The organism is Bacillus sp. N12A5 (assembly GCF_026790125.1).
Lineage (GTDB): Bacteria > Bacillota > Bacilli > Bacillales > Bacillaceae > Bacillus.
This window is the reverse complement of record NZ_JALAMR010000016.1, coordinates 96,426-117,302: the sequence shown is the minus strand read 5'-3', so window position 1 is coordinate 117,302 and position 20,877 is coordinate 96,426. Positions and strand designations below refer to the sequence as shown.

The 20,877-nt window shown below is 42.0% G+C and carries 25 protein-coding genes; 18 read left to right on the top strand and 7 right to left on the bottom strand.

The genetic code is table 11. The annotated features are described in order from the left end of the window. The first annotated feature begins 101 nt into the window (after positions 1–101). On the top strand, positions 102–1,418 hold the full coding sequence (cshB, locus tag MOC09_RS16300) for a DEAD-box ATP-dependent RNA helicase CshB (protein WP_268371112.1): 1,317 nt from the start codon (positions 102–104) through the stop codon (positions 1,416–1,418). A gap of 9 nt (positions 1,419–1,427) precedes the next feature. After that, positions 1,428–2,321: a deoxyribonuclease IV gene (locus MOC09_RS16295; protein WP_268371110.1), complete on the top strand. Its 894-nt coding sequence runs from the start codon at positions 1,428–1,430 to the stop codon at positions 2,319–2,321. Positions 2,322–2,347: 26 nt separating this feature from the next. On the opposite strand, the gene MOC09_RS16290 is transcribed toward MOC09_RS16295, so the two are convergent. Next, positions 2,348–2,602, bottom strand: coding sequence for a DUF2624 domain-containing protein (locus MOC09_RS16290; RefSeq protein WP_268360269.1), 255 nt, complete (start codon positions 2,600–2,602; stop codon positions 2,348–2,350). A gap of 115 nt (positions 2,603–2,717) precedes the next feature. Here MOC09_RS16290 and MOC09_RS16285 point away from each other — a divergent pair, with 115 nt between their 5' ends. Both MOC09_RS16285 and zur read left to right on the top strand, forming a co-directional pair. Then, complete coding sequence (locus MOC09_RS16285) at positions 2,718–3,599, top strand: YitT family protein (protein WP_268360270.1); 882 nt, start codon at positions 2,718–2,720, stop codon at positions 3,597–3,599. Positions 3,600–3,733: 134 nt separating this feature from the next. Further along, positions 3,734–4,171, top strand: a complete 438-nt coding sequence (gene zur, locus MOC09_RS16280) for a zinc uptake transcriptional repressor Zur (protein ID WP_003237031.1) — start codon at positions 3,734–3,736, stop codon at positions 4,169–4,171. 44 nt (positions 4,172–4,215) lie between these two features. Here zur and MOC09_RS16275 read toward each other — a convergent pair whose 3' ends face one another. Next, positions 4,216–4,797 carry a hypothetical protein gene (locus tag MOC09_RS16275; RefSeq protein WP_268367269.1) on the bottom strand — a complete coding sequence of 194 codons (582 nt, stop codon included), beginning with the start codon at positions 4,795–4,797 and terminating at the stop codon, positions 4,216–4,218. A gap of 133 nt (positions 4,798–4,930) precedes the next feature. Between MOC09_RS16275 and MOC09_RS16270 the strand changes: the two genes are divergently transcribed. Beyond that, positions 4,931–5,320 carry a DUF308 domain-containing protein gene (locus MOC09_RS16270; RefSeq protein WP_268362470.1) on the top strand — a complete coding sequence of 130 codons (390 nt, stop codon included), beginning with the start codon at positions 4,931–4,933 and terminating at the stop codon, positions 5,318–5,320. 25 nt (positions 5,321–5,345) lie between these two features. On the opposite strand, the gene ispG is transcribed toward MOC09_RS16270, so the two are convergent. The 3 genes from ispG to MOC09_RS16255 all read right to left on the bottom strand — a co-directional run bounded on the left by ispG (position 5,346) and on the right by MOC09_RS16255 (position 7,756). Beyond that, positions 5,346–6,479, bottom strand: coding sequence for a flavodoxin-dependent (E)-4-hydroxy-3-methylbut-2-enyl-diphosphate synthase (gene ispG, locus MOC09_RS16265; RefSeq protein ID WP_081719859.1), 1,134 nt, complete (start codon positions 6,477–6,479; stop codon positions 5,346–5,348). Between the two features lie 121 nt (positions 6,480–6,600). Further along, positions 6,601–6,900: a LysM peptidoglycan-binding domain-containing protein gene (locus MOC09_RS16260; protein WP_268362468.1), complete on the bottom strand. Its 300-nt coding sequence runs from the start codon at positions 6,898–6,900 to the stop codon at positions 6,601–6,603. Positions 6,901–6,994: 94 nt separating this feature from the next. Then, complete coding sequence (locus tag MOC09_RS16255) at positions 6,995–7,756, bottom strand: DUF1189 domain-containing protein (RefSeq protein ID WP_268362466.1); 762 nt, start codon at positions 7,754–7,756, stop codon at positions 6,995–6,997. Positions 7,757–7,866: 110 nt separating this feature from the next. On the opposite strand from MOC09_RS16255, the gene MOC09_RS16250 reads away from it, so the two are divergent. From MOC09_RS16250 to pstB (MOC09_RS16210), 9 genes are all read left to right on the top strand, one after another. Then, positions 7,867–8,349: a DUF456 domain-containing protein gene (locus MOC09_RS16250; protein ID WP_268371109.1), complete on the top strand. Its 483-nt coding sequence runs from the start codon at positions 7,867–7,869 to the stop codon at positions 8,347–8,349. A 178-nt stretch (positions 8,350–8,527) separates the two neighbouring features. Continuing rightward, the gene (sodA, locus tag MOC09_RS16245; protein ID WP_064814232.1) at positions 8,528–9,136 is read left to right on the top strand and encodes a superoxide dismutase SodA; all 609 of its coding nucleotides are present in this window, start codon (positions 8,528–8,530) and stop codon (positions 9,134–9,136) included. Between the two features lie 105 nt (positions 9,137–9,241). Continuing rightward, positions 9,242–10,534 carry an MFS transporter gene (locus tag MOC09_RS16240; RefSeq protein WP_268362462.1) on the top strand — a complete coding sequence of 431 codons (1,293 nt, stop codon included), beginning with the start codon at positions 9,242–9,244 and terminating at the stop codon, positions 10,532–10,534. A 113-nt stretch (positions 10,535–10,647) separates the two neighbouring features. After that, on the top strand, positions 10,648–12,798 hold the full coding sequence (pbpA, locus tag MOC09_RS16235) for a penicillin-binding protein 2A (RefSeq protein ID WP_268362460.1): 2,151 nt from the start codon (positions 10,648–10,650) through the stop codon (positions 12,796–12,798). A gap of 154 nt (positions 12,799–12,952) precedes the next feature. Continuing rightward, a complete protein-coding gene (locus tag MOC09_RS16230) occupies positions 12,953–13,855 on the top strand; it encodes a phosphate ABC transporter substrate-binding protein (RefSeq protein WP_268362457.1) in 903 nt (300 codons plus the stop codon). A 68-nt stretch (positions 13,856–13,923) separates the two neighbouring features. Next, positions 13,924–14,853 (top strand): phosphate ABC transporter permease subunit PstC, encoded by a 930-nt coding sequence (pstC, locus tag MOC09_RS16225; RefSeq protein ID WP_013308020.1) that lies wholly within the window; start codon positions 13,924–13,926, stop codon positions 14,851–14,853. Continuing rightward, entirely contained in the window at positions 14,853–15,737 is an 885-nt protein-coding gene (gene pstA / locus MOC09_RS16220) for a phosphate ABC transporter permease PstA (protein WP_268362454.1), read from the top strand. The genes pstC and pstA overlap by 1 nt, the downstream gene beginning before the upstream one ends. A 20-nt stretch (positions 15,738–15,757) precedes the next feature. Further along, positions 15,758–16,567, top strand: a complete 810-nt coding sequence (pstB, locus tag MOC09_RS16215; RefSeq protein WP_268362451.1) for a phosphate ABC transporter ATP-binding protein PstB — start codon at positions 15,758–15,760, stop codon at positions 16,565–16,567. Positions 16,568–16,577: 10 nt separating this feature from the next. Beyond that, entirely contained in the window at positions 16,578–17,360 is a 783-nt protein-coding gene (gene pstB / locus MOC09_RS16210; protein ID WP_268362449.1) for a phosphate ABC transporter ATP-binding protein PstB, read from the top strand. A gap of 29 nt (positions 17,361–17,389) precedes the next feature. Here the strand turns inward: pstB (MOC09_RS16210) and MOC09_RS16205 are convergent, their stop codons facing one another. Both MOC09_RS16205 and MOC09_RS16200 read right to left on the bottom strand, forming a co-directional pair. Next, on the bottom strand, positions 17,390–17,854 hold the full coding sequence (locus tag MOC09_RS16205) for an endolytic transglycosylase MltG (protein ID WP_014477349.1): 465 nt from the start codon (positions 17,852–17,854) through the stop codon (positions 17,390–17,392). Beyond that, positions 17,851–18,204, bottom strand: coding sequence for a hypothetical protein (locus MOC09_RS16200; protein ID WP_003226272.1), 354 nt, complete (start codon positions 18,202–18,204; stop codon positions 17,851–17,853). Before MOC09_RS16200 ends, MOC09_RS16205 begins: the two co-directional genes overlap by 4 nt. A 179-nt stretch (positions 18,205–18,383) precedes the next feature. Between MOC09_RS16200 and MOC09_RS16195 the strand changes: the two genes are divergently transcribed. From MOC09_RS16195 to MOC09_RS16180, 4 genes are all read left to right on the top strand, one after another. Beyond that, on the top strand, positions 18,384–18,854 hold the full coding sequence (locus MOC09_RS16195) for a hypothetical protein (protein WP_268371105.1): 471 nt from the start codon (positions 18,384–18,386) through the stop codon (positions 18,852–18,854). Then, positions 18,851–19,930 (top strand): glycosyltransferase family 4 protein, encoded by a 1,080-nt coding sequence (locus tag MOC09_RS16190; protein WP_268371103.1) that lies wholly within the window; start codon positions 18,851–18,853, stop codon positions 19,928–19,930. Before MOC09_RS16195 ends, MOC09_RS16190 begins: the two co-directional genes overlap by 4 nt. 83 nt (positions 19,931–20,013) lie before the next feature. Further along, complete coding sequence (rpmG, locus tag MOC09_RS16185) at positions 20,014–20,163, top strand: 50S ribosomal protein L33 (protein ID WP_003153056.1); 150 nt, start codon at positions 20,014–20,016, stop codon at positions 20,161–20,163. 84 nt (positions 20,164–20,247) lie between these two features. Continuing rightward, on the top strand, positions 20,248–20,811 hold the full coding sequence (locus MOC09_RS16180) for a 5-formyltetrahydrofolate cyclo-ligase (protein WP_268371101.1): 564 nt from the start codon (positions 20,248–20,250) through the stop codon (positions 20,809–20,811). Positions 20,812–20,877 lie beyond the last annotated feature (66 nt).

Genomic DNA, 20,877 nt, shown 5'->3' with positions numbered 1-20,877 from the left:
ACTGAATAAAACAAACGCCTTCCAAACGTGGTGTTTTTAAGCAAAATCGGGTATAATGTGATGATGGACACATAATGTGCCGCTTTAAGGAGCTGGGAAAAATGAAAGAAACAAAATTTGAACTTTATGAATTGAAACCGTTTATTATAGATGCAGTACACCGCCTTGGTTTTTACGAACCGACTGATATCCAGAAAAGGCTGATTCCTGCAGTATTAAAAAAAGAAAGCGTCATCGGCCAGTCTCAGACGGGAACCGGAAAGACTCACGCTTATTTACTGCCTTTGATAAACAAAATCGATCCTGCTAAGGATGTCGTACAGGTTGTGATTACGGCCCCGACGAGAGAGCTTGCCAACCAGATTCACCAGGAAGCGCTTAAAATCACACAGGGTGAAGAAGGCGGCCAGATTCGCTCGAAATGTTTTATCGGAGGCACGGATAAACAAAAATCGATTGATAAACTGAAAACACAGCCGCATCTTGTTGTCGGTACACCCGGACGTATTGCTGATTTAATCAAAGAACAGGCGTTAAGTGTTCATAAAGCAGAATCTCTCGTCATTGATGAAGCGGATTTAATGCTGGATATGGGATTCTTGGCTGATGTAGATTACATTGGTTCCCGCATGCCTGAGGATCTGCAAATGCTTGTGTTCTCAGCGACGATTCCGGAAAAGCTGAAACCATTTTTGAAAAAATACATGGAAAACCCGAAATACGCCCATGTGGAGCCAAAACAGGTGACTGCTGCGAAAATCGAGCATATCCTTATTCCTTCGAAACATCGTGACAAGGACAAGCTCCTTTTTGACATCATGTCTCATCTGAATCCATACTTGGGCATTGTGTTTGCCAATACGAAAAACACTGCTGACCATATCGCTCAATATTTAACTGGAAAAGGTCTGAAAATCGGGCTGCTGCACGGCGGATTAACGCCTCGTGAGCGGAAGAAAGTCATGAAGCAAATCAATGATTTGGAATTTACTTATGTCATTGCAACTGACCTTGCTGCAAGAGGCATTGATATCAAAGGTGTCAGCCATGTTATCAACTATGAGCTGCCAGATGACCTTGATTTCTATGTTCACCGTGTGGGCAGAACGGCTCGCGCCGGTTCATCAGGACAAGCGATGACCATTTATGAGCTTTCTGATGAGGATGCATTAGCCAGACTTGAGAAAATGGGCATCGAATTTGATTACTTAGAGCTTGAAAAGGGCGAATGGAAAAAAGGCGATGACCGCCAGCGCCGCAAAAAGCGTAAAAAAACGCCGAACGAAGCGGATGAAATTGCGCATCGTCTAGTGAAAAAGCCGAAGAAGGTTAAGCCTGGATATAAAAAGAAAATGAGCTACGAGATGGAGAAAATCAAGAAAAAACAGAGAAGAAACCAGTCTAAAAAAAGAAAGTAGGGGAATTTGTTGTTGAGAATAGGTTCACACGTCTCTATGAGCGGCAAACATTTGCTTTTGGCCGCAAGCCAGGAAGCAGTTTCTTATGGGGCGAACACGTTTATGATCTATACAGGCGCACCGCAAAATACGCGCCGAAAGAAAATTGAAGACTTGAATATAGAAGCTGGCCGGGCACACATGCAGGAAAACGGCATTGACGAGATTATCGTACACGCCCCTTATATAATTAATATTGGCAACACGACCAATCCGTCCACTTTTGAGCTTGGTGTCGATTTCCTTCGTTCTGAAATTGAACGGACAGCTGCTATCGGAGCAAAGCAAATTGTCCTTCACCCGGGTGCTCATGTAGGAGCGGGAGCTGAAGCAGGCATCAAAAAAATTATTGAGGGCTTAAATGAAGTAATCGATCCGAATCAAAATGTCCAAATTGCATTAGAAACAATGGCAGGAAAAGGATCTGAATGCGGCAGAAGCTTTGAGGAGCTCGCGCAGATTATCGATGGCGTTACCCACAATGAGCATCTGTCAGTATGCTTTGACACTTGCCATACACATGATGCAGGATATCAGATTGCAGAAGACTTTGACGGAGTGCTGAATGAGTTTGATAAAATCATCGGCATTGATCGTATTAAAGTGCTTCATATTAACGACAGCAAAAATGTCAAAGGCGCGAGAAAAGACCGCCATGAAAACATCGGCTTTGGTGAAATCGGATTTGATGCTTTGCAATATGTTGTTCACCATGAGCAGTTAAAAGACATTCCAAAAATCCTCGAAACGCCGTATGTCGGTGAAGATAAAAAGAATAAAAAACCGCCATACCGTTTTGAGATTGAAATGCTGAAAGAAAAACAATTTGATGACACATTGCTCGAAAAGATTTTACAGCAATAAAAAATGGGGGAGCCATCCCCCATTTTTTAGCTTGTGAATTGTTTGAATAGTTCATTAACAGTTTGAGCTGTTTCTTTCGATGTAATTGCCTCTACTTGTTTCAGCAGCCGCATTCGTTCACTCTCATTAAAGATGTTCACATTTTTTCCATATAACAGGTTTGCCACTTCAACGGCCTGCTGTCTTGTTAGGCTGATTCCATATTGTTTTGAGTACTTCAGCAAATCGTCAGCGGTAGCCTGATTAAGGCGCTGCAATATAATTCTTTGAAATAAAATCATCGACCATTCCACCTCCAGACTTAATGTATGGGCAAATCAGTAAAATGTGTCAGCGTTTAATGGTAAAATAGATTTATAATGTATTTAAAATAGTTATTGCAGGAAAGGAGATTTTATGACCCCAACAAAACAACATAAGAAAGAAACATTTTCCCATTTTATTTTCAGGGTCCTGATGATTCTGGTAGGCGCTGCATCTGCGGCTGTAAGTATTGAATTATTTTTAATCCCCAATGATTTTATTGATGGCGGGATTATTGGTGTATCACTGATTTTAGACCACCTCTTTATGTCAAACCCCTTTCTGAATTTCGCTTTATTCGTTGTTATCTTAAATATCCCTTTTATGATCTTCGGATATAAATATATCGGTAAGACCTTCCTTATCTCTACTATGATTGGAATTGTCGGGCTTGCCGTTATTGAATCCTCGCTTCACCATGTAGAAGCCATTACCACTCAGCCTATCTTGGCCACTGTATTCGGAGGTCTTTTACTCGGCTTTGGCGTCGGACTCGTTATTCGAAACGGAGGTTCAATGGATGGCACCGAAATTCTCGGTATTCTGTTGACGAAAAAGCTTCCGTTTTCAGTAGGTGAGTTTGTTATGCTCATCAATGTATTCATTTTCATTTGGGCTGTTTTTGTGTTCGGTCCTGAGCAAGCGATGTACTCTTTCATGACTTATTATATTGCGATGAAAACCATTGATGCTGTGATCCAGGGGCTTGATGAAACAAAAGCTGTCATTATTGTGTCTGACCAGTATGATGAGATTTCCGACGCGATTTTGCACCGCCTCGGTCGCGGAACAACCAAGCTGAAGGGGAAAGGCGGATATACGGACGAAGAAAAGGACGTGATTTACGCGGTGGTCACAAGGCTGGAAGTGACTAAGCTAAAATCGATCGTGTTTGAAGTCGATCAAAATGCATTCATAACAATTATGAATACTCATGAAACAAGAGGCGGGAAATTCAAAAACGCAATCCACTAGGCTTTCATTTACTTTTATTCATTTTATGGGTATAATTTTATCTGGTAAAGAGAATGGCTTGCTGGTCAACAGCTGCCATTTTCTTTTTCATACATGTGATACGTTCTTAAGCAAAGCGAAAAGGGGGACCCTTCATGAACGTACAAGAAGCGTTGAACCTACTGAAAGAAAACGGATATAAATATACAAATAAACGGGAAGATATGCTGCAGTTATTTGCTGATTCAGACAGGTATCTTACTGCTAAAAACGTACTGTCTGCATTAAATGATGATTATCCCGGTTTAAGCTTTGACACAATCTACAGAAACCTTTCTTTATATGAAGAACTTGGTATTTTGGAAACAACTGAGCTGTCCGGTGAAAAGCTCTTCCGGTTTAAGTGTTCCTTTACTCATCATCACCATCACTTTATTTGTCTTGCCTGCGGCAAAACAAAAGAGATTGAATCATGTCCGATGGACAAACTTTGTGATGATTTGGATGGCTATCAAATCAGCGGGCATAAATTCGAGATTTACGGGACATGCCCTGATTGTACGGCGGAAAACCAGGAAAACACTACTGCATAATTGCGCATATGAAAAAAAAAGGAGCTCGATTTAGGCTCCTTTTTTTAGTTATTGACACGCATGAATTGATGTTTGTTTTGATTAATCCATTGAACGGCTTCAAGCCAGTTATTGACTCTAATGATATTTGAATCAATCGGAAGCTGGTTATAAGGGGAATTGAATAAAATTACTGGTATACCTGCTTCTTTGGCAATCATCATTGCGTTCCCATGATGATCCTCAAAAAACAAATCAATGTTATGATTTTTGACTGCATCAACTTTATGATGACCGCCAACAAGTTCGATGTGGTCGTAATGAATGTTTTGTTTGTCAAACCATTCATAGGTAATATCAGTTAAATGAGTCCGTCTCGCTGTAATATAAATAAGCTTGTGCTCCTCTTTGAGGAGGTCAAGTGACTGTTTTGCGTGCTGCGCAAGCAATGCTTCCTTATATATGATTGCTTCATTTTGATTCATCCAATCCCAAAATTCTTCCTGTGTAATGTGTAACAGCTTTGTCAAATCATAATCCGTCATATCGTTTAATGAAATGGATAGATTAAACGAGCGGTTCAAATAAGGGACGAATGTATCCTGAGCCGTGATTGTGCCGTCAATATCTATTCCTAAGCGTAACATGCCCACACTCCTTCAGTTTCATCCCTTCAAGTGTAACATAAACAATTAACATTAACAGAAAAGTTTAGCAAACATGAATCAGCCAAAATAGATCAAACTATAAAAGCTCCTTTAATAAAAACAGAAGGGGGAATTGAAGGTGGCAAACGATTACGAAAAACGTGACAACAACAGTTACTATGTAGATCATGGTTCTGAAGGAACAAATATTACCCGTGACAATGATGGTTTTTTTGAGGAAACGGCTGCTGAAATCGCGGAACCTTACCGTGCTGCTGACCGCACCAATGACCGAGATAATGATCGCAGTGGCGGCAATGTCAATGAAGGACGGGGAATAGGCTACATTGCTTTAGCCTTGTCCATTATCTCATTGTTTGTACTGCCTGTTTTATTGGGAGCTGCCGGTATTATTGTCGGCTATATCGCAAGAAGAAGAGGCGCCCAGGGGCTTGGAGCTTGGGCGATGGGTATCGGTGTCGTCTCATTAGTGCTTGGAATATTTATTATTCCATTTTTCTAACACAAAAAAGCTTGACGGGTTCCCGTCAAGCTTTTTGTGTCTCTTCTTTTAATTTTGCTTTTTCAGCTTCAAGCTTTGCATAATGTTCCTCAGCAAGAATGTCGATTTCTTTCTTGAGTTCCTCTACCATTGTTTCCTCAGGAACCTTACGGACAATTTTCCCTTTCCGGAACAGGAGCCCTTCGCCGCGAGCTCCGGCGATGCCGATATCAGCTTCTCTTGCTTCACCAGGTCCATTTACGGCACAGCCGAGAACAGCAACTTTAATCGGTGCCTTTATCTTAGAAATATATTCTTCCACTTCATTGGCGATGCTGATCAAATCAATCTCTATTCGGCCGCAAGTCGGACAGGAGATAAGTGTGGCAGCATTGGAGGCTAAGCCGAACGATTTCAGAAGCTCCCTTGCTACTTTTACCTCTTCCACTGGATCTGCGCTCAATGAAATACGCATAGTGTTTCCGATTCCCTTGCTTAAAATTGCACCGAGTCCAGCTGCGCTCTTTACTGTGCCGGCAAACAGCGTTCCTGACTCGGTGATTCCGAGGTGCAGCGGGTAGTCAAAAGCTTTCGCTGCTTTTTCATAAGCCTCGATCGCAAGGTTGACGTCAGATGCCTTCATGCTGACAATAATATCGTGAAAATCAAGATCTTCAAGGATTTTAATATGATGAAGTGCGCTTTCTACCATTCCATCGGCTGTCGGATAACCGTATTTTTCTAATATCCGTTTTTCAAGCGAACCAGCGTTTACCCCGATTCTGATCGGAATTCCTTTTTCCTTTGCCGCTTTAACGACCGCTTCCACTTTTTCACGGCGGCCGATGTTGCCGGGGTTGATTCGGATTTTATCTGCTCCGCCTTCAATGGCTTTTAACGCAAGCTTATAATCGAAATGTATGTCAACAACGAGCGGGATGGAAATCCGCTTTTTAATATCCGCAATGGCGTTTGCCGCCCGTTCATCCGGACATGCTACCCGGACGATTTGGCATCCGGCTTCAGCCAAACGGTTAATTTCCGCAACCGTTGCTTCTACATCATGTGTTTTTGTTGTCGTCATGCTTTGGATGACAACTTCATTGTTGCCGCCTATTGTTAAAGGTCCCACTTTGACGGGACGCGTTTTTGTACGATGTGTGATTTCACTCACTTGCAATCGCTCCTTAATTGTAGTTGCCGCTGCTAGATATAACAATTCTAGTATGGTTTATGTGAATTTATTTTACAAATTACATTGTAACAGTGTCTTCGCCGAACTGACAAGAAATTAACGTTAATTAAGGGTAGACCGGAAATTTGTACACTGTTCCCGCTTGAATGGTGTTGGCTTTCACATTTGGATTCAGCGCTTCAAAATCCTTTACAATGTCGTCCGGAGAGCCTGCTGATCCGACAATCGACATAACGGTGTCACCGGGCTTTACCTTCACTGTTTGATATGCTGGTTTTTGCGCGGCCGTTTTTGCTGATGCTTCATAAACAGGGAGGTCCTGAATGGGTATCGTGCCAATTTTGAGATCATAAAAAAGAATAAAAAGAATAAAAACAATGCTGCACACAAAGGTGAGACGCTTCATCGCTTTTCCTCCCGCATACGAAATTTTATACCATAGTATGCTTGTCCATTCAGATTCATGACAAAAGAAAAGAGACTGCGAATGCAGTCTCAGATTATACAGCGGCTTTTTTAGAAGGAATCTCTTTTAAAACAAGAAACAGGATGACAAAGTTGACAAACCAGTTCAGCAAAAATTCACTTGGAACGGTCGCTTCTAATGCACGCATGATCGTAAAGAAGACGGTCGAAAGGGTGATAGAATAAGCAGAAAGCTTCCAGAGCTGATGGTAGGAAAGATGTTTTTTCTGTGCATTCTTCAAGATTACCCCGATAAGCGCTAAGAATGAGACTTCAATAAATTTCCCTGCCGCTGTTACGAGAAAAATGAGAACTGAAAGAACAGTTATGATCATCGTTTTATTTTGGTTTAAACCTGCAATCACATCTTTTTTTGTCAAATCTGACGGCATCATGGAGTAAGGCATTTCTTGGGCTTGTCCGTCAATGGCCAAAACAAATTTGTCCTGAAGGATGCCGATCGCGTTTTGTTTTGCTTCGATTTGTTCGGTGCCATAGGCGTCTGTCGGATCAAACACGATAACGAAACCATTTGCCTGAGATTCCATGGCTTTTTTTTCATTCGTTTGAAGTTTGCCGTTTGAAATTTTAAAATCAGGGAAATCTTTGTGTAAAACGGTTTTAAAGCCGTTCATTGATTTGACGGTCCCTGTGCTTAGATAATAAGCGGTTGGAATTGCAAAAAGAACAGAGAGCAAAAATACATAAAGAATCGCTTTTCCGATTCCTAGAAATCTTGTTTTTGCAATATCACGGGGAGAGTATGTACTTTTGATAAAAAGCTGAAATACATTCACTATCTTCACTTCCTAGCTAAACTAATATATGTTGCTTATTGTATCGTTGCCTGCGTGTGAATACAAGGAAGACATGAAGAAGGCGGATATGTAAAGGGAGGATGGATTTTATGGACATATTGTATTGGCTGTTGATTGCGGCGGTATTTATCATCGCCTTTATCGGGCTGGTGTATCCCGTTATTCCGAGCGTAGTATTTATCGTTGCGGGCTTTGTATTGTATGGATTTTTGTTTTCATTCAGTCCGTATTCTTATATGTTCTGGCTCGTTGAAGCTGTTTTTGCCGCAGTATTATTCGCCGCGGATTACGTGTCTAATCTGCTTGGAGTAAAAAGGTTCGGCGGAAGCAAAGCTGCCATATGGGGAAGCACGATCGGCTTATTAGCCGGGCCATTCGTTATTCCGGTTGCGGGGATCATTTTAGGGCCGTTTATTGGGGCTGTTTGTGCAGAGCTTATCGTCCATCAAAAGGACGTAAAATCTGCGTTTAAAAGCGGTTTAGGTTCTCTTATCGGCTTTTTAACAGGTGTTATTGCAAAGGGCATCATACAGCTTTTGATGATCGGATATTTTTTATGGACGGTGCTATAAGAATTACGGGCGGCAGGTTTAATTGAGCTAATTATCGGTTAAAGTGAAATATGTTCGCTGAAATGAGCCAAAACGTGAGCTTTTTCATTGATTACAAAGCGTTCTTTTGTTACATTGAATGAAGAAAGGCTCGCTGTGAAGCGGCATTTCAGTACATATATATTAAGGAGGAATTATCATGGCTTACGAACTTCCAGAATTACCTTATGCATACGATGCTTTAGAACCGCATATCGACAAGGAAACTATGACTATTCACCATACGAAACACCACAACACATACGTTACAAATTTAAACAAAGCGGTTGAAGGAAACACTGCTCTTGCAAACAAATCAGTTGAAGAGCTTGTTGCAGATCTTAATTCTGTTCCTGAAAACATCCGCACTGCAGTCCGCAACAACGGCGGCGGACATGCGAACCACAAATTATTCTGGACACTTTTATCTCCAAACGGCGGAGGCGAGCCGACTGGCGCGCTTGCTGAAGAGATCAACAGTGTATTTGGAAGCTTTGACAAATTCAAAGAGCAATTCGCAGCAGCAGCGGCTGGACGCTTCGGTTCTGGCTGGGCATGGCTTGTTGTGAACAACGGCAAACTTGAAATCACAAGCACGCCAAACCAAGATTCTCCGCTTTCTGAAGGCAAAACACCTATCCTAGGTCTTGACGTTTGGGAGCATGCTTACTACCTTAACTATCAAAACCGCCGTCCTGATTACATTTCAGCTTTCTGGAATGTTGTCAACTGGGACGAAGTGGCTCGTCTATACAGTGAAGCAAAATAATGACACAAGCAAGGTCCTCATATGGGGCCTTGTTTTTTTATGTCTTCTTTTTACATATCTCGGTTTGAGTGAGACAGACTAAGGGATAGTAAAGGGGAGTCAGTCATGAGCAAACTAAAAAAAGTGATTGGTGATGTAGACGTAAACAAAGGGTTACTCTTTCTGCTGACCATTGGAGGGCTTTACTCGCTGGGAATTGCACTATCCAATACATTTGTTAATGTGTATCTTTGGAAGCAGTCAGGGAAATTTATTGATTTGGCGATATATAATTTATCCATTGTGACAATGCAGCCGATAACCTTTTATTTGGCTGGGCGGTTAGCCAAAAAAATAGACCGGGTGTTCATATTAAGATTTGGCGTGATTTTTTTAGCAGCTTTTTATTTAAGTGTGCTCTTAGCCGGAGAAACGGCGGCCAGCCGTCTCGTGCTGATCGGCGCTGTGCTCGGAGTGGGCTATGGCTTTTATTGGCTTGCGTTTAACGTGCTGACCTTTGAAATAACAGAGCCTGATACGCGTGATTTTTTCAACGGATTTATGGGCATTCTGTCTTCCTCCGCAGGAATGATCGGCCCGATAGTAGCTGGATTTGTGATCTCAAGGCTTGAAAATAATACGGGTTACACTGTGATTTTCAGTCTCTCCCTCAGTTTATTTGCATTGGCTGTCGTGATGAGCTTTTTTTTAAAACGGAGAGAATCAAAGGGCCGTTTTATGCTGAGCAAAGTATTTGGAGAGCGACATAGCAATATGGATTGGCGGAGAATTACGAATGCGCATTTTTTTCAGGGCTTGAGAGAAGGGATTTTTGTCTTTTTAATCAGTGTATTTGTATTTATTGAGACAAACAGCGAACTGGCGCTCGGCACATTCGGTCTGGTCAATTCAGCTGTTTCCTTCTTTGCCTACTACTTTGCATCAAGGCTGATTAAGAAAAAGGCCAGAAAAAAATCAATTTTACTGGGCGGCCTTATTCTATATGGAGCGCTGTTTTTGCTTCTGTTTCATATGAGCTTTACCACATTATTGACGTATGGTGTTTTTATTGCGATCGGCTATCCTTTGTTGCTTGTTCCATATGTTTCACTGACATATGATGTGATCGGCCGGGCGAGACATGCGAGAAAAGCAAGAATTGAATATATCGTGCTGAGGGAAATGTTTTTAAACGCCGGCAGAATTGTCTCCATTTTATGCTTTCTCCTCATTGTGGCCCTCCTGAAGGAGGATATGGGCATTCCTTTGTCACTTGCTATATTGGGCTTAGGACATCCGCTCATTTATTACTTTGTCAAGGATATCCGTTTTAAGGAGAAAGAAGGGGAAAATGAAACCATGGAAGAAGACGGCCAAAAAAGGGTAACCGAACCGACTCTTTTAAAAGGCGAAAGATAATTTTTTGTCAAAAAGGGGTTATCTGTAGAAAAAAGTCGAAAAAACCTTTAAAATGAAAACTGGCACTCTTACTTGAGTGTCTTTTCTTTCTGTAAATAGAAAAAGGTGATGTTATGAGGAGAAATAAACCAAAAAAGCAAAATCATAAAGAGAAAAAGAAGTCGCTTCCGATCCGGTTAAATATTTTATTTTTAGCTGCCTTTGTTATATTTACCTGGATCATTGTGGAATTAGGCATTAAGCAGATCGTGCAAGGCGATGATTACAAAAATCAAGCCAATCAACAGGAGCAAAGTGAAGTCAGCTCAGCGGTGCCGCGCGGGAAAATTTATGATCGAAACTTTAATGCCATCGTGACAAATAAGGCTTTAAATGCAATCACATACACCAGATCTAAATCGACCACGCAAGAGCAGCGTCTAAAAATTGCAAAAAAGCTGTCTGATATGATTAAGGTTGACACAAAAAAAGTAACAGAACGGGATAAAAAGGATTATTGGATTTTAACTAGGCCGAAAGAAGCCAAAAAGTTGATTACCGCTAAAGAAAGACAGCAGGTTGAAGACAAAACTTTATCCGATGACGATTTATATCAGCTCCAGCTAAAACGGATTACTGATAAGCAGCTGAATGAACTGACGGATAAAGACATGCAAATCCTCGCCATCAAAAGACAGATGGATTCAGGATATGCATTGACCCCCCAATATATCAAAAACGAAGATGTATCAGCGAAAGAAATGGCAGTTGTAAGTGAACATTTAGACGAACTGCCTGGTGTTGATGTCACGTCCGATTGGGAACGTGAATATCCGTATAAAAACCTTCTTCGCTCAGTGCTCGGAAGTGTTTCCAGCTCTGATGAAGGGCTTCCGTCCAACTTGCTTGATCATTATCTATCACTTGGCTACAGCCGAAATGACAGGGTCGGAAAAAGTTATATTGAATACCAATACGAAAGCCTTCTGCAGGGACAAAAAGCAAAGGTGGAAAACATCACGGATTCAAACGGCAATGTCACGGGAACGAAAACCGTTTCTGAGGGCAAAGCCGGTAAAGATCTCGTACTTACGATTGACATTGATTTGCAAAAAGAAGTGGAAAAAATCATTGAGAAGAATCTCAAATCAGCTAAAGCAAGACCAAGCACTGAATTATTAGACCGGGCATTCGTTGTAATGATGGACCCGAGAAACGGTGAAGTGCTGACAATGGCGGGTAAGCAGATTAAACAAGAAAATGGGAAATATAAAATTGATGATTACGCGCTAGGAAATATGACGTCATCTTATGCCATGGGTTCGGCTGTCAAAGGTGCAACCGTGCTGACGGGCCTGCAAACCGGTGCCATCAACCTGAATACAGTGTTTCAGGATGAACCATTGTATATCGGACAGGATAAAAATGGTAAAAAATCATGGACGAACTTAGGACCGGTCAATATTCAAAGAGCCTTAGAGCAGTCTTCCAACGTATTTATGTTTAAAACGGCGATTGCACTCGGAAAAGGTGAATATAAACCGCATCAAGCTTTACCGATTGATACAACGGCCTTTGATACATTCCGGAATTACTTCAGCCAATTTGGATTGGGAGTTAAAACTGGAATCGATCTTCCGAATGAAATGACAGGCTATAAAGGTACAGACAGATTAACGGGATTCTTGCTTGACTATGCAATCGGCCAGTATGATACGTATACACCGCTGGAACTGGCACAATATGTATCAACGATTGCAAACGGCGGCTACCGGTTGAAGCCTCAGCTAGTAAAAGAAGTCAGAGAACCTAATGCTGAAAAAGGAATTGGTGCTGTCGTGCAGTCCGTTCAGCCGGAAGTGCTGAACAAAATCGACATGAAGAGTGAATACATTAAAGAAGTACAGGCCGGATTCAGACGAGTGATGACAAAAGGGACAGCTGCCAGCCAATTTGCGTCAGCATCATATCAGCCTGCCGGGAAAACAGGAACAGCACAATCGTTCTATGACGGGCCTGATAAATCAAAAACAGGAACAGCGACTTATAATACGACACTTGTCGCTTATGCGCCGGCTGATAATCCTGAAATTGCGATCTCTGTTGTAGTACCTTGGGCTTATATTGATTACAGCGCTAAATATACCATTACAAACGAAATCGGCAGAGAGGTAATGGATAAATATTTTGAGCTGAAATCGAAGCAGGACAAAGAAGATACACAGCAAAAGAATAAAGATAAAATCGAAGAAAACGCAGAAAACACAACGTCTTCTGATAACTAAAAAGAAACGCTCACATGATGTGGGCGTTTTTTTTATACAAAAAAACGCACTGATTTACAAAACCTTAACATTCGGTTCAAACCCTTTTTACATAGAACCTTTACTCTATACGTGTAGGACAAATTACACATTATACGCAGGGGGAATTCAGGAAATGAAAAAAAACAAATTGGTGCTTATGCTTCTGATGGCTGCTTTTATGATCATTGCAGCGGCATGCGGAAATGCGGGAGAAAGTGAAAAATCGAATAGCGATTCTGCAAAAGGAGAAGGAAAAGCATCAGGTTCTTTAACCATTTCTGGTTCATCGGCTATGCAGCCACTAGTACTTGCAGCCGCAGAAAAATTTATGGAAGAAAACCCTGATGCCGATATACAGGTACAAGCTGGCGGTTCTGGAACAGGGCTTTCTCAAGTCTCTGAAGGAGCTGTTCAGATCGGGAATTCGGACGTTTTTGCTGAAGAAAAAGAAGGCATCGATGCAAAAGCGCTTGTCGATCATCAAGTCGCAGTCGTTGGTATGGCAGCAGCTGTAAACCCTGATGCTGGTGTGAAGGATATTTCAAAAGATGAATTGAAAAAAATCTTCACTGGTAAAATTAAAAACTGGAAAGAGCTCGGCGGCAAAGACCAAAAGATTACACTTGTAAACCGTCCTGATTCTTCTGGCACACGTGCTACATTTGTGAAATATGCGCTAGACGGAGAAGAACCTGCAGAAGGCATTACTGAAGATTCCTCCAACACGGTGAAAAAAATCATTGCTGATACTCCTGGAGCGATTGGATATCTTGCATTCTCATATTTAACAGATGACAAAGTAACTGCTCTATCAATTGACGGTGTAAAACCTGAAGCGAAAAATGTCACAACTGGCGAGTATCCGATCTGGGCTTATCAGCATTCTTATACAAAAGGTGAAGCGAAAGATTTAGCTAAAGAATTTCTTGATTATCTAAAGAGTGAAGACATTCAAAAAAGCATTGTTACTGACCAAGGCTACATTCCGGTTACTGATATGAAAGTGACACGCGATGCCAACGGGAAGCAAAGCTGATCTTAATAAAAAGAGGAGTGCGGGGACAACCGTTTCTCCTCTTAACACATTCATAGGAGTGTAAAACAATGATAAACAATAGAGAAAATATGTCTGTGAGCGAGCGCTTAATCAGCTCTAGGCAAAATCGGCAATTGGATGAAGTTCGAGGAAGAATGATAGTGACAGCTTGTGCGCTTATTATGATTGCGGCATCTGTTGCGATTACTATTTTCCTCGGCGTTAAGGGGCTGCAATCTTTTCTTGTAAATGGTGTAAGCCCAATTGAATTCTTAACGAGCCTAAATTGGAACCCTACAGATACTGATCCGAAATATGGAGTGCTGCCCTTTATTTTTGGATCATTTGCAGTAACGATTCTTTCTGCCCTCATTGCTGCGCCGCTAGGTATTGCAGGTGCGATTTTTATGACAGAAATTGCGCCGAATTGGGGAAAGAAAGTGCTGCAGCCGGTGATTGAGCTTTTAGTCGGCATTCCATCTGTTGTTTATGGATTCATAGGTCTTACAGTATTGGTGCCGTTTATCGCCCAGTTCAAATCGAGCGGAACAGGGCACAGTTTATTGGCGGGAACGATTGTCCTTTCTATCATGATTCTGCCGACTATCACATCGATCTCTGCAGATGCAATGGCTTCTCTACCGAAGAGTTTAAGAGAAGGTTCTTACGCGCTTGGCGCGACAAGATGGCAGACGATCAGAAAAGTGCTTGTGCCTGCAGCTTTTCCAACATTAATGACAGCTGTTGTGCTTGGTATGGCACGGGCATTTGGTGAAGCTTTGGCTGTTCAGATGGTCATTGGAAATACAAGAGTATTGCCGGAAAGCCTGTTTGACACTGCGGGAACACTTACCACGATCATCACGCTGAATATGGGCCACACCACATACGGCAGTGTTGAAAATAATACACTTTGGTCAATGGGGCTTGTGCTTCTGGTGATGTCATTCTTGTTCATCCTGCTTATTCGCTACTTGTCATCTAGGAGGAAAGTGTAATGAACCGCAAAATAACAGATAAACTGGCGACTGGAATGTTTGGTTTGTGTGCAGCCGTTATCGCTGCAATTCTAGTAGGCTTGTTTTCCTATATTCTTATCAACGGTGTTTCTCAGCTCAGCTTCGATTTTATTACAACAAAATCGAGTGCGATTGCAGCTGGAGGAGGTATACGCGACCAGCTGTTTAACTCCTTTTATATTTTGTTTATTACAATGCTCATTACAATCCCGCTCGGTGTGGGCGGCGGAGTCTTCATGGCTGAGTACGCGCCGAATAACAAAGTGACTGATTTCATCAGAACATGTATAGAGGTGCTTTCATCTCTTCCGTCTATTGTCATTGGAATGTTTGGATTACTGATGTTTGTTAACTTAACAGGCTGGGGATATACGATCATAGGCGGGGCGCTTGCGTTAACTGTTTTTAACCTGCCTGTTATGGTGCGTGTGACAGAAGACGCGATCCGTTCAGTTCCTAAAGATCTGAAGGAAGCCTCACTCGCTTTAGGAGTTTCACGCTGGCATACTGTAAAAACCGTTTTAATTCCAAGTGCGATCCCTTCTATCATCACAGGGGCAATTTTAGCATCAGGAAGGGTGTTCGGGGAAGCGGCGGCCTTATTGTTTACTGCCGGTCTGACAACGCCACGTCTTAATTTTACAGAGTGGAACCCGTTTTCGGAAACATCGCCGCTTAATATTTTCAGGCCCGCTGAAACACTGGCGGTCCACATTTGGAACGTAAATACGCAAGGAATGATTCCGGATGCTGAAGCGATCGCCAACGGAGGTTCTGCAGTTCTGGTGATTTCTGTTCTTGTGTTTAATCTCGCAGCGAGATGGCTTGGCACGATGATCTATAAAAAGCTTACGGCAAATTAGAACGGGAAGAGGCGAAAAACATGTCTGAACAAATGGTAAAAGAAAAACCTGAGCGTGCTGTCATCGTTCCGAAGCAGCGCCACGTGCTCGAAGTGAAAGATCTGTCTATTTTTTATGGAAATAAGCAAGCAGTTCATCACGTGAACATGGATATAGAAAAGAATGCGGTGACCGCTTTGATTGGACCATCCGGATGCGGAAAGTCTACTTTTTTGAGAAACATTAACCGAATGAATGACTTAATTCCTTCTGCAAGAGCTGAAGGTGAAATCCTTTATGAAGGATTAAATATACTGGGTGGCAACATTAACGTTGTCAGCTTAAGAAGAGAAATCGGAATGGTTTTTCAAAAACCGAATCCATTTCCAAAATCGATCTATGCGAATATCACACATGCATTGAAATATGCAGGAGAGCGGAATAAAGCCGTTTTAGATGAGATTGTGGAAGAAAGCTTAACAAAAGCAGCGCTCTGGGATGAGGTGAAGGACCGTTTGCATTCATCTGCACTCTCGTTGTCAGGCGGCCAGCAGCAGCGTTTATGCATCGCGAGAACGCTTGCGATGAAGCCAGCTGTACTTTTGCTCGATGAACCAGCTTCAGCGCTTGATCCGATATCAAATGCAAAAATAGAAGAATTAATTACAGAACTGAAAAGCGAATACTCGATTATCATTGTTACGCACAATATGCAGCAGGCTCTGCGGGTTTCTGACCGGACGGCATTCTTTTTAAACGGCGAGCTTGTAGAGTACGGACAGACAGAACAGATTTTTACAAGTCCGAAGCAGCAAAAGACAGAGGACTATATTAACGGGAAATTCGGATAGGAGGGCGGCAATGAGTATTGCTACCGAAGCTGTAATGAAACACGAAGTCTATCAAGTCAATGGAATGAACTTATGGTATGGACAGCACCATGCTTTAAAAAATATCAATTTGAGCATTCATGAAAACGAGGTCACGGCGATCATCGGGCCATCAGGATGCGGGAAATCAACTTTCATCAAAACATTGAATTTAATGATTCAAATGACGCCGAATGTAAAGCTTGCAGGAGAGCTGAACTATAATGGCAGCAATATTTTAAAGGATAAAGTGGATATCGTGGATTTGCGAAAAAATATCGGCATGGTCTTCCAAAAAGGGAACCCGTTTCCGCAATCTATCTTTGATAATGTGGCTTACGGACCGAGAGTCCACGGCACCAAAAATAAAAAGAAGCTGCAGGACATAGTGGAAAAGTCATTAAAGGACGTGGCGTTATGGGATGAGGTGAAGGATCGTTTGCATTCATCCGCCCTTTCGCTATCAGGCGGCCAGCAGCAGCGTCTTTGTATCGCCAGAGCGCTTGCGACAAATCCTGATATTTTGCTGATGGATGAGCCGACATCTGCACTGGACCCCATCTCAACGAGAAAAATTGAAGAGCTCATTCTCGAGCTGAAAAATAAATATACGATTGTCATCGTTACACATAACATGCAGCAGGCAGCAAGGGTTTCTGATCAAACCGCCTTTTTCTACATGGGCGAGCTTGTTGAATGCGACAATACGAATAAAATGTTCTCTAACCCGCAGGATCAAAGAACCCTCGATTACATTACAGGAAAGTTTGGATGAAAAAAACAGGCTGACAGTCAGCCTGTTTTTTATCGTGTTAACGTTTTTACGATCTTTTTGAAACTCATGTCTGATTTCACTTTAAACTCGCCGGCGCGGATTTCTTTGTGATAGCCGGCATCAATGACATAGTCATTAAAGTCTTGAGCCGAGGAGATGATGCCTTCTTTTTCAAGGATAGCCGAGACATCTGCAGTGCTCATGCCATCTTTAATTTTGAGCTTGTACGTTTTGACTTTGTCTGTTTTTGTGTCTGAGCTGCTGTCATCGGTCAACGATTTCTCTTTTGAATCAAGAAGTTTTTGATATTCATCACGGTTCACAGAAACCATTTTTTTAGAATCAAGGTAATTGTTCACGTCTTGCTCTGTTACTGTTTTACTTTCTTTTACAGCAGCGGCCTGATCTTCATCAGTCAGATAAAAAACAGCTGCAAGAACGGCTGTCGCTAAAATGATGCCGCCAGCAAATGCCTGAATGCCCCGTTTTGTCATACGAGCACCTTCTCGTTATCTTTAATAATCGTATTTACGTCTTCCACTGATACATGCTCAGCTTTAGCAATTGCTTCAGCAGACATGCCGTTATTATATTTAGAAAGTATCTGTTTGGCGATCTTTTGATTGATATCGCTATGCTTTGATTTGCGGATGACAAGGTTTGTTTCCAGTAATTCTTCCTCAAGCACTGTCATTTTCTTTTTGAGCTTGTAAATTTCCTGCATTGCAGAAAGCTGCAGGGTTTCGAGTTCCTGTTCTACATCTTTCATCGGATCTCTTTGAGAATATGAGAATGCAATTAGCGCTATACTGACGATAAACAACGCAATAATAGCAATTTCCACGTTTCATCACCTTCTATTCTTTTTTTATCCTTCTTTTTTATACCATAAAACCAATGGATTCTAAAGGAATTCGCGAAAAAAACGAGATTTTGTCGAGAAATCTTTCTTTGCTTCCTCTATATGTAATGGTTTAATAGGAACACCGAGTGAATGATAGGAAAGGAGAGTGTTAGGAGTCCATGGATAAATACCCACTACCCTATAATATACGACATGAACTGTCCTTTTTTAGGGATACATTCGACATAGCGATTCAAAACGCTCATACCTTGACCGTACGCTGGGAGATCTCAGAAGAAACAATGCGGCTGGCTGAAGCGGTGCTTTTTGAAAAACCTCAGGATATGATAAAAGAATTGCGCATTGTCATCAAAAGAAAAGGCATCGAAGCTGTCAGGACAAAACGCACAACGTATCATAAAGGGAAATGGACGATTGGCCATGCGGCGGGTAATGCTGTATATCGGGCTGAATACAAAATCATTAACTCAATGAATGTCTCCCTCAGGCTCGCCAATACAGGGGACATTTATCTTGAAGAAAATGGGGTTTGCGAGATAAACAGCTTTCAGCCTGGGGACGCGCGCAGCAGCTGGGAGAAGCAATTTTCTGCCTATACCTGTTACGGGAGAGGAGAAAACGAACGGTGAACGTTCTCATGCTGACTCTTGAACATCCTCAAGAGCCAAAAAGCGGGCTCGGTGTCCATTTAAATCGTCTTATTTCCTATCTAGAACCGCATATCAACATAACGGTTTGCACTCCAAGCAGGAAGATGTTTTCATATGAGCAGTTTGAAGATTTCATAGCTGATGCCAACTTTACAATGGTTCAGCATGTGTTATCCTGCAATGATCGTTTTGATCTGATTCATGCCCATGACGACACGACAGCCCCTGCCGCTCATGAATTGAAAAAGCGACTTGCTCTTCCATTTGTTGCGACAATCCACGGTCTTGAAAGCGAGAGGAAGAAGGCGTGCCAAGAAGCACCGCATCCATACCGGCTGCAGACCGAACGTCTCCTTATAGAATCCGCTGATGAACTGATTGTATTAAGCACTTTTATGAAACGGTCTCTTGATAAGACTGCATGTAAAAACATATCCGTTATCCCGAGCCCTGCATCTATGGAGGAAGAGAAGGGGCAAATTCTAAGGAGCATGAATAGAAGGTTCCTATTTTCTTTTGGAAGATTTGTTCCTGAAAAAGGGTTTTCACAGCTGTTAAAGGTGTTTGCAATCCTGAGGCAGCATCAGCCTGACCTATATTTGGTACTGGCTGGGGAAGGGCCGTTTCTGGCCTCCTATGAGAAATTGGCTGCGTCATTGAACCTCAAGAAACATGTCATGTTCCTGCCGTTTTTGGCTAGAAGAGATATCGGATCGTTTTTGTCTCACTGTGAACTGGCTGTTTTCCCTAGTTTTTATGAGCCGTTTGGACTTGCTGTACAAGAAAGCATGGAACAAGGTGCTCTGACTGCCGTGTCTCCGTCAGGCGGCTTTTGTGACTATGCGGTTCATGACAAAACGGCAATCACCCTCGATTTTACGCGCACACAGGAAGCCGCTGATCTGCTGGACAAGCTATTAAAGGATCAGAAAAAAGCCCGCCGGATAAAAGAAGCAGGCAGAGAACAGGTGATTAAACTTCATCATCCCCGGCTCATTACGAAATCATATTTACAGCTTTATCAGCGTATCATTAATAATTCAGTAATTCATTGAAAAACAGCCTAGCATTCCGTCCATTATAGTGGTATTATATATAAGTCTGAATAAGTAAATGATTTTAGTTTGGAGGGAAAATAATGCGCGTTAATATTACTTTGGCTTGCACTGAATGTGGTGAGCGTAACTATATTTCTAAAAAGAACAAACGCAACAATCCAGACCGCGTTGAATTTAAAAAATATTGCCCACGTGATAAAAAATCTACGTTACACCGTGAAACAAAATAACAGCCCAGCTGTTTGAGGTGTAAGAAAAAAGCCAGAGCTTTGAAAAAGGTTCTGGCTTTTTTTCTATTCCGAGGGGGATGAGAGATGAAATCACAATTAAGAAAAAAGACGATGGAAGCCCTATCTGCTTTATCAAATGATGATTTTCTTCAAAAAACTTCGCGGGTGTACAAGCAATTGTTTTTACAGCCGGAGTGGGAAAAGGCAAGCACCATTGCCGTTACGATCTCCAAAGGGCTGGAAATACCGACTCGTCCCATTATTGAGCAGGCTTGGGATAAAGGGAAACGAGTTTGTATACCAAAATGTGATCCGGGCACGAAGAACATGCAATTTCGCACATATCAGACCGATGATCAGCTCGAAACCGTCTACGCCGGACTGCTTGAGCCGGTGATTGAAAAAACAAAAGAAGTCAAACCATCACAAATTGACTTGATGCTTGTTCCTGGTGTTTGTTTTGATACTGACGGGTTTAGGATCGGTTTTGGCGGCGGATATTATGACCGTTATTTAAGCAGTTATAAAGGGAAGACAGCTTCTTTACTTTTGGAGTGCCAGCTGTTTGCGCACGTTCCCCGCCTGCCGCATGACATTCCGGTACATAAGCTGATAACAGAGGATCGGATCATTTCTTGTTTTTCATAACTTTCCTACACCTTATTCAAGAATAAATAAGAAAGAATAACAAACCCTATGGGCAGGAGGGATATG

Excerpts from the sequence above, each read along its gene's own strand:
- MOC09_RS16275 (WP_268367269.1), bottom strand. The coding sequence starts at position 4,797 with ATGTTACGCTTAGGAATAGATATTGACGGCACAATCACGGCTCAGGAT.
- MOC09_RS16230 (WP_268362457.1), top strand. The coding sequence starts at position 12,953 with ATGAAAAAAAACAAATTGGTGCTTATGCTTCTGATGGCTGCTTTTATG.
- zur (WP_003237031.1), top strand. The coding sequence starts at position 3,734 with ATGAACGTACAAGAAGCGTTGAACCTACTGAAAGAAAACGGATATAAA.
- pstB (WP_268362451.1), top strand. The coding sequence starts at position 15,758 with ATGTCTGAACAAATGGTAAAAGAAAAACCTGAGCGTGCTGTCATCGTT.
- pstB (WP_268362449.1), top strand. The coding sequence starts at position 16,578 with ATGAGTATTGCTACCGAAGCTGTAATGAAACACGAAGTCTATCAAGTC.
- MOC09_RS16180 (WP_268371101.1), top strand. The coding sequence starts at position 20,248 with ATGAAATCACAATTAAGAAAAAAGACGATGGAAGCCCTATCTGCTTTA.
- pstA (WP_268362454.1), top strand. The coding sequence starts at position 14,853 with ATGAACCGCAAAATAACAGATAAACTGGCGACTGGAATGTTTGGTTTG.
- sodA (WP_064814232.1), top strand. The coding sequence starts at position 8,528 with ATGGCTTACGAACTTCCAGAATTACCTTATGCATACGATGCTTTAGAA.
- pstC (WP_013308020.1), top strand. The coding sequence starts at position 13,924 with ATGATAAACAATAGAGAAAATATGTCTGTGAGCGAGCGCTTAATCAGC.
- MOC09_RS16250 (WP_268371109.1), top strand. The coding sequence starts at position 7,867 with ATGGACATATTGTATTGGCTGTTGATTGCGGCGGTATTTATCATCGCC.
- pbpA (WP_268362460.1), top strand. The coding sequence starts at position 10,648 with ATGAGGAGAAATAAACCAAAAAAGCAAAATCATAAAGAGAAAAAGAAG.
- MOC09_RS16260 (WP_268362468.1), bottom strand. The coding sequence starts at position 6,900 with ATGAAGCGTCTCACCTTTGTGTGCAGCATTGTTTTTATTCTTTTTATT.
- cshB (WP_268371112.1), top strand. The coding sequence starts at position 102 with ATGAAAGAAACAAAATTTGAACTTTATGAATTGAAACCGTTTATTATA.
- rpmG (WP_003153056.1), top strand. The coding sequence starts at position 20,014 with ATGCGCGTTAATATTACTTTGGCTTGCACTGAATGTGGTGAGCGTAAC.
- MOC09_RS16285 (WP_268360270.1), top strand. The coding sequence starts at position 2,718 with ATGACCCCAACAAAACAACATAAGAAAGAAACATTTTCCCATTTTATT.
- MOC09_RS16195 (WP_268371105.1), top strand. The coding sequence starts at position 18,384 with ATGGATAAATACCCACTACCCTATAATATACGACATGAACTGTCCTTT.
- MOC09_RS16290 (WP_268360269.1), bottom strand. The coding sequence starts at position 2,602 with ATGATTTTATTTCAAAGAATTATATTGCAGCGCCTTAATCAGGCTACC.
- MOC09_RS16205 (WP_014477349.1), bottom strand. The coding sequence starts at position 17,854 with ATGACAAAACGGGGCATTCAGGCATTTGCTGGCGGCATCATTTTAGCG.
- MOC09_RS16240 (WP_268362462.1), top strand. The coding sequence starts at position 9,242 with ATGAGCAAACTAAAAAAAGTGATTGGTGATGTAGACGTAAACAAAGGG.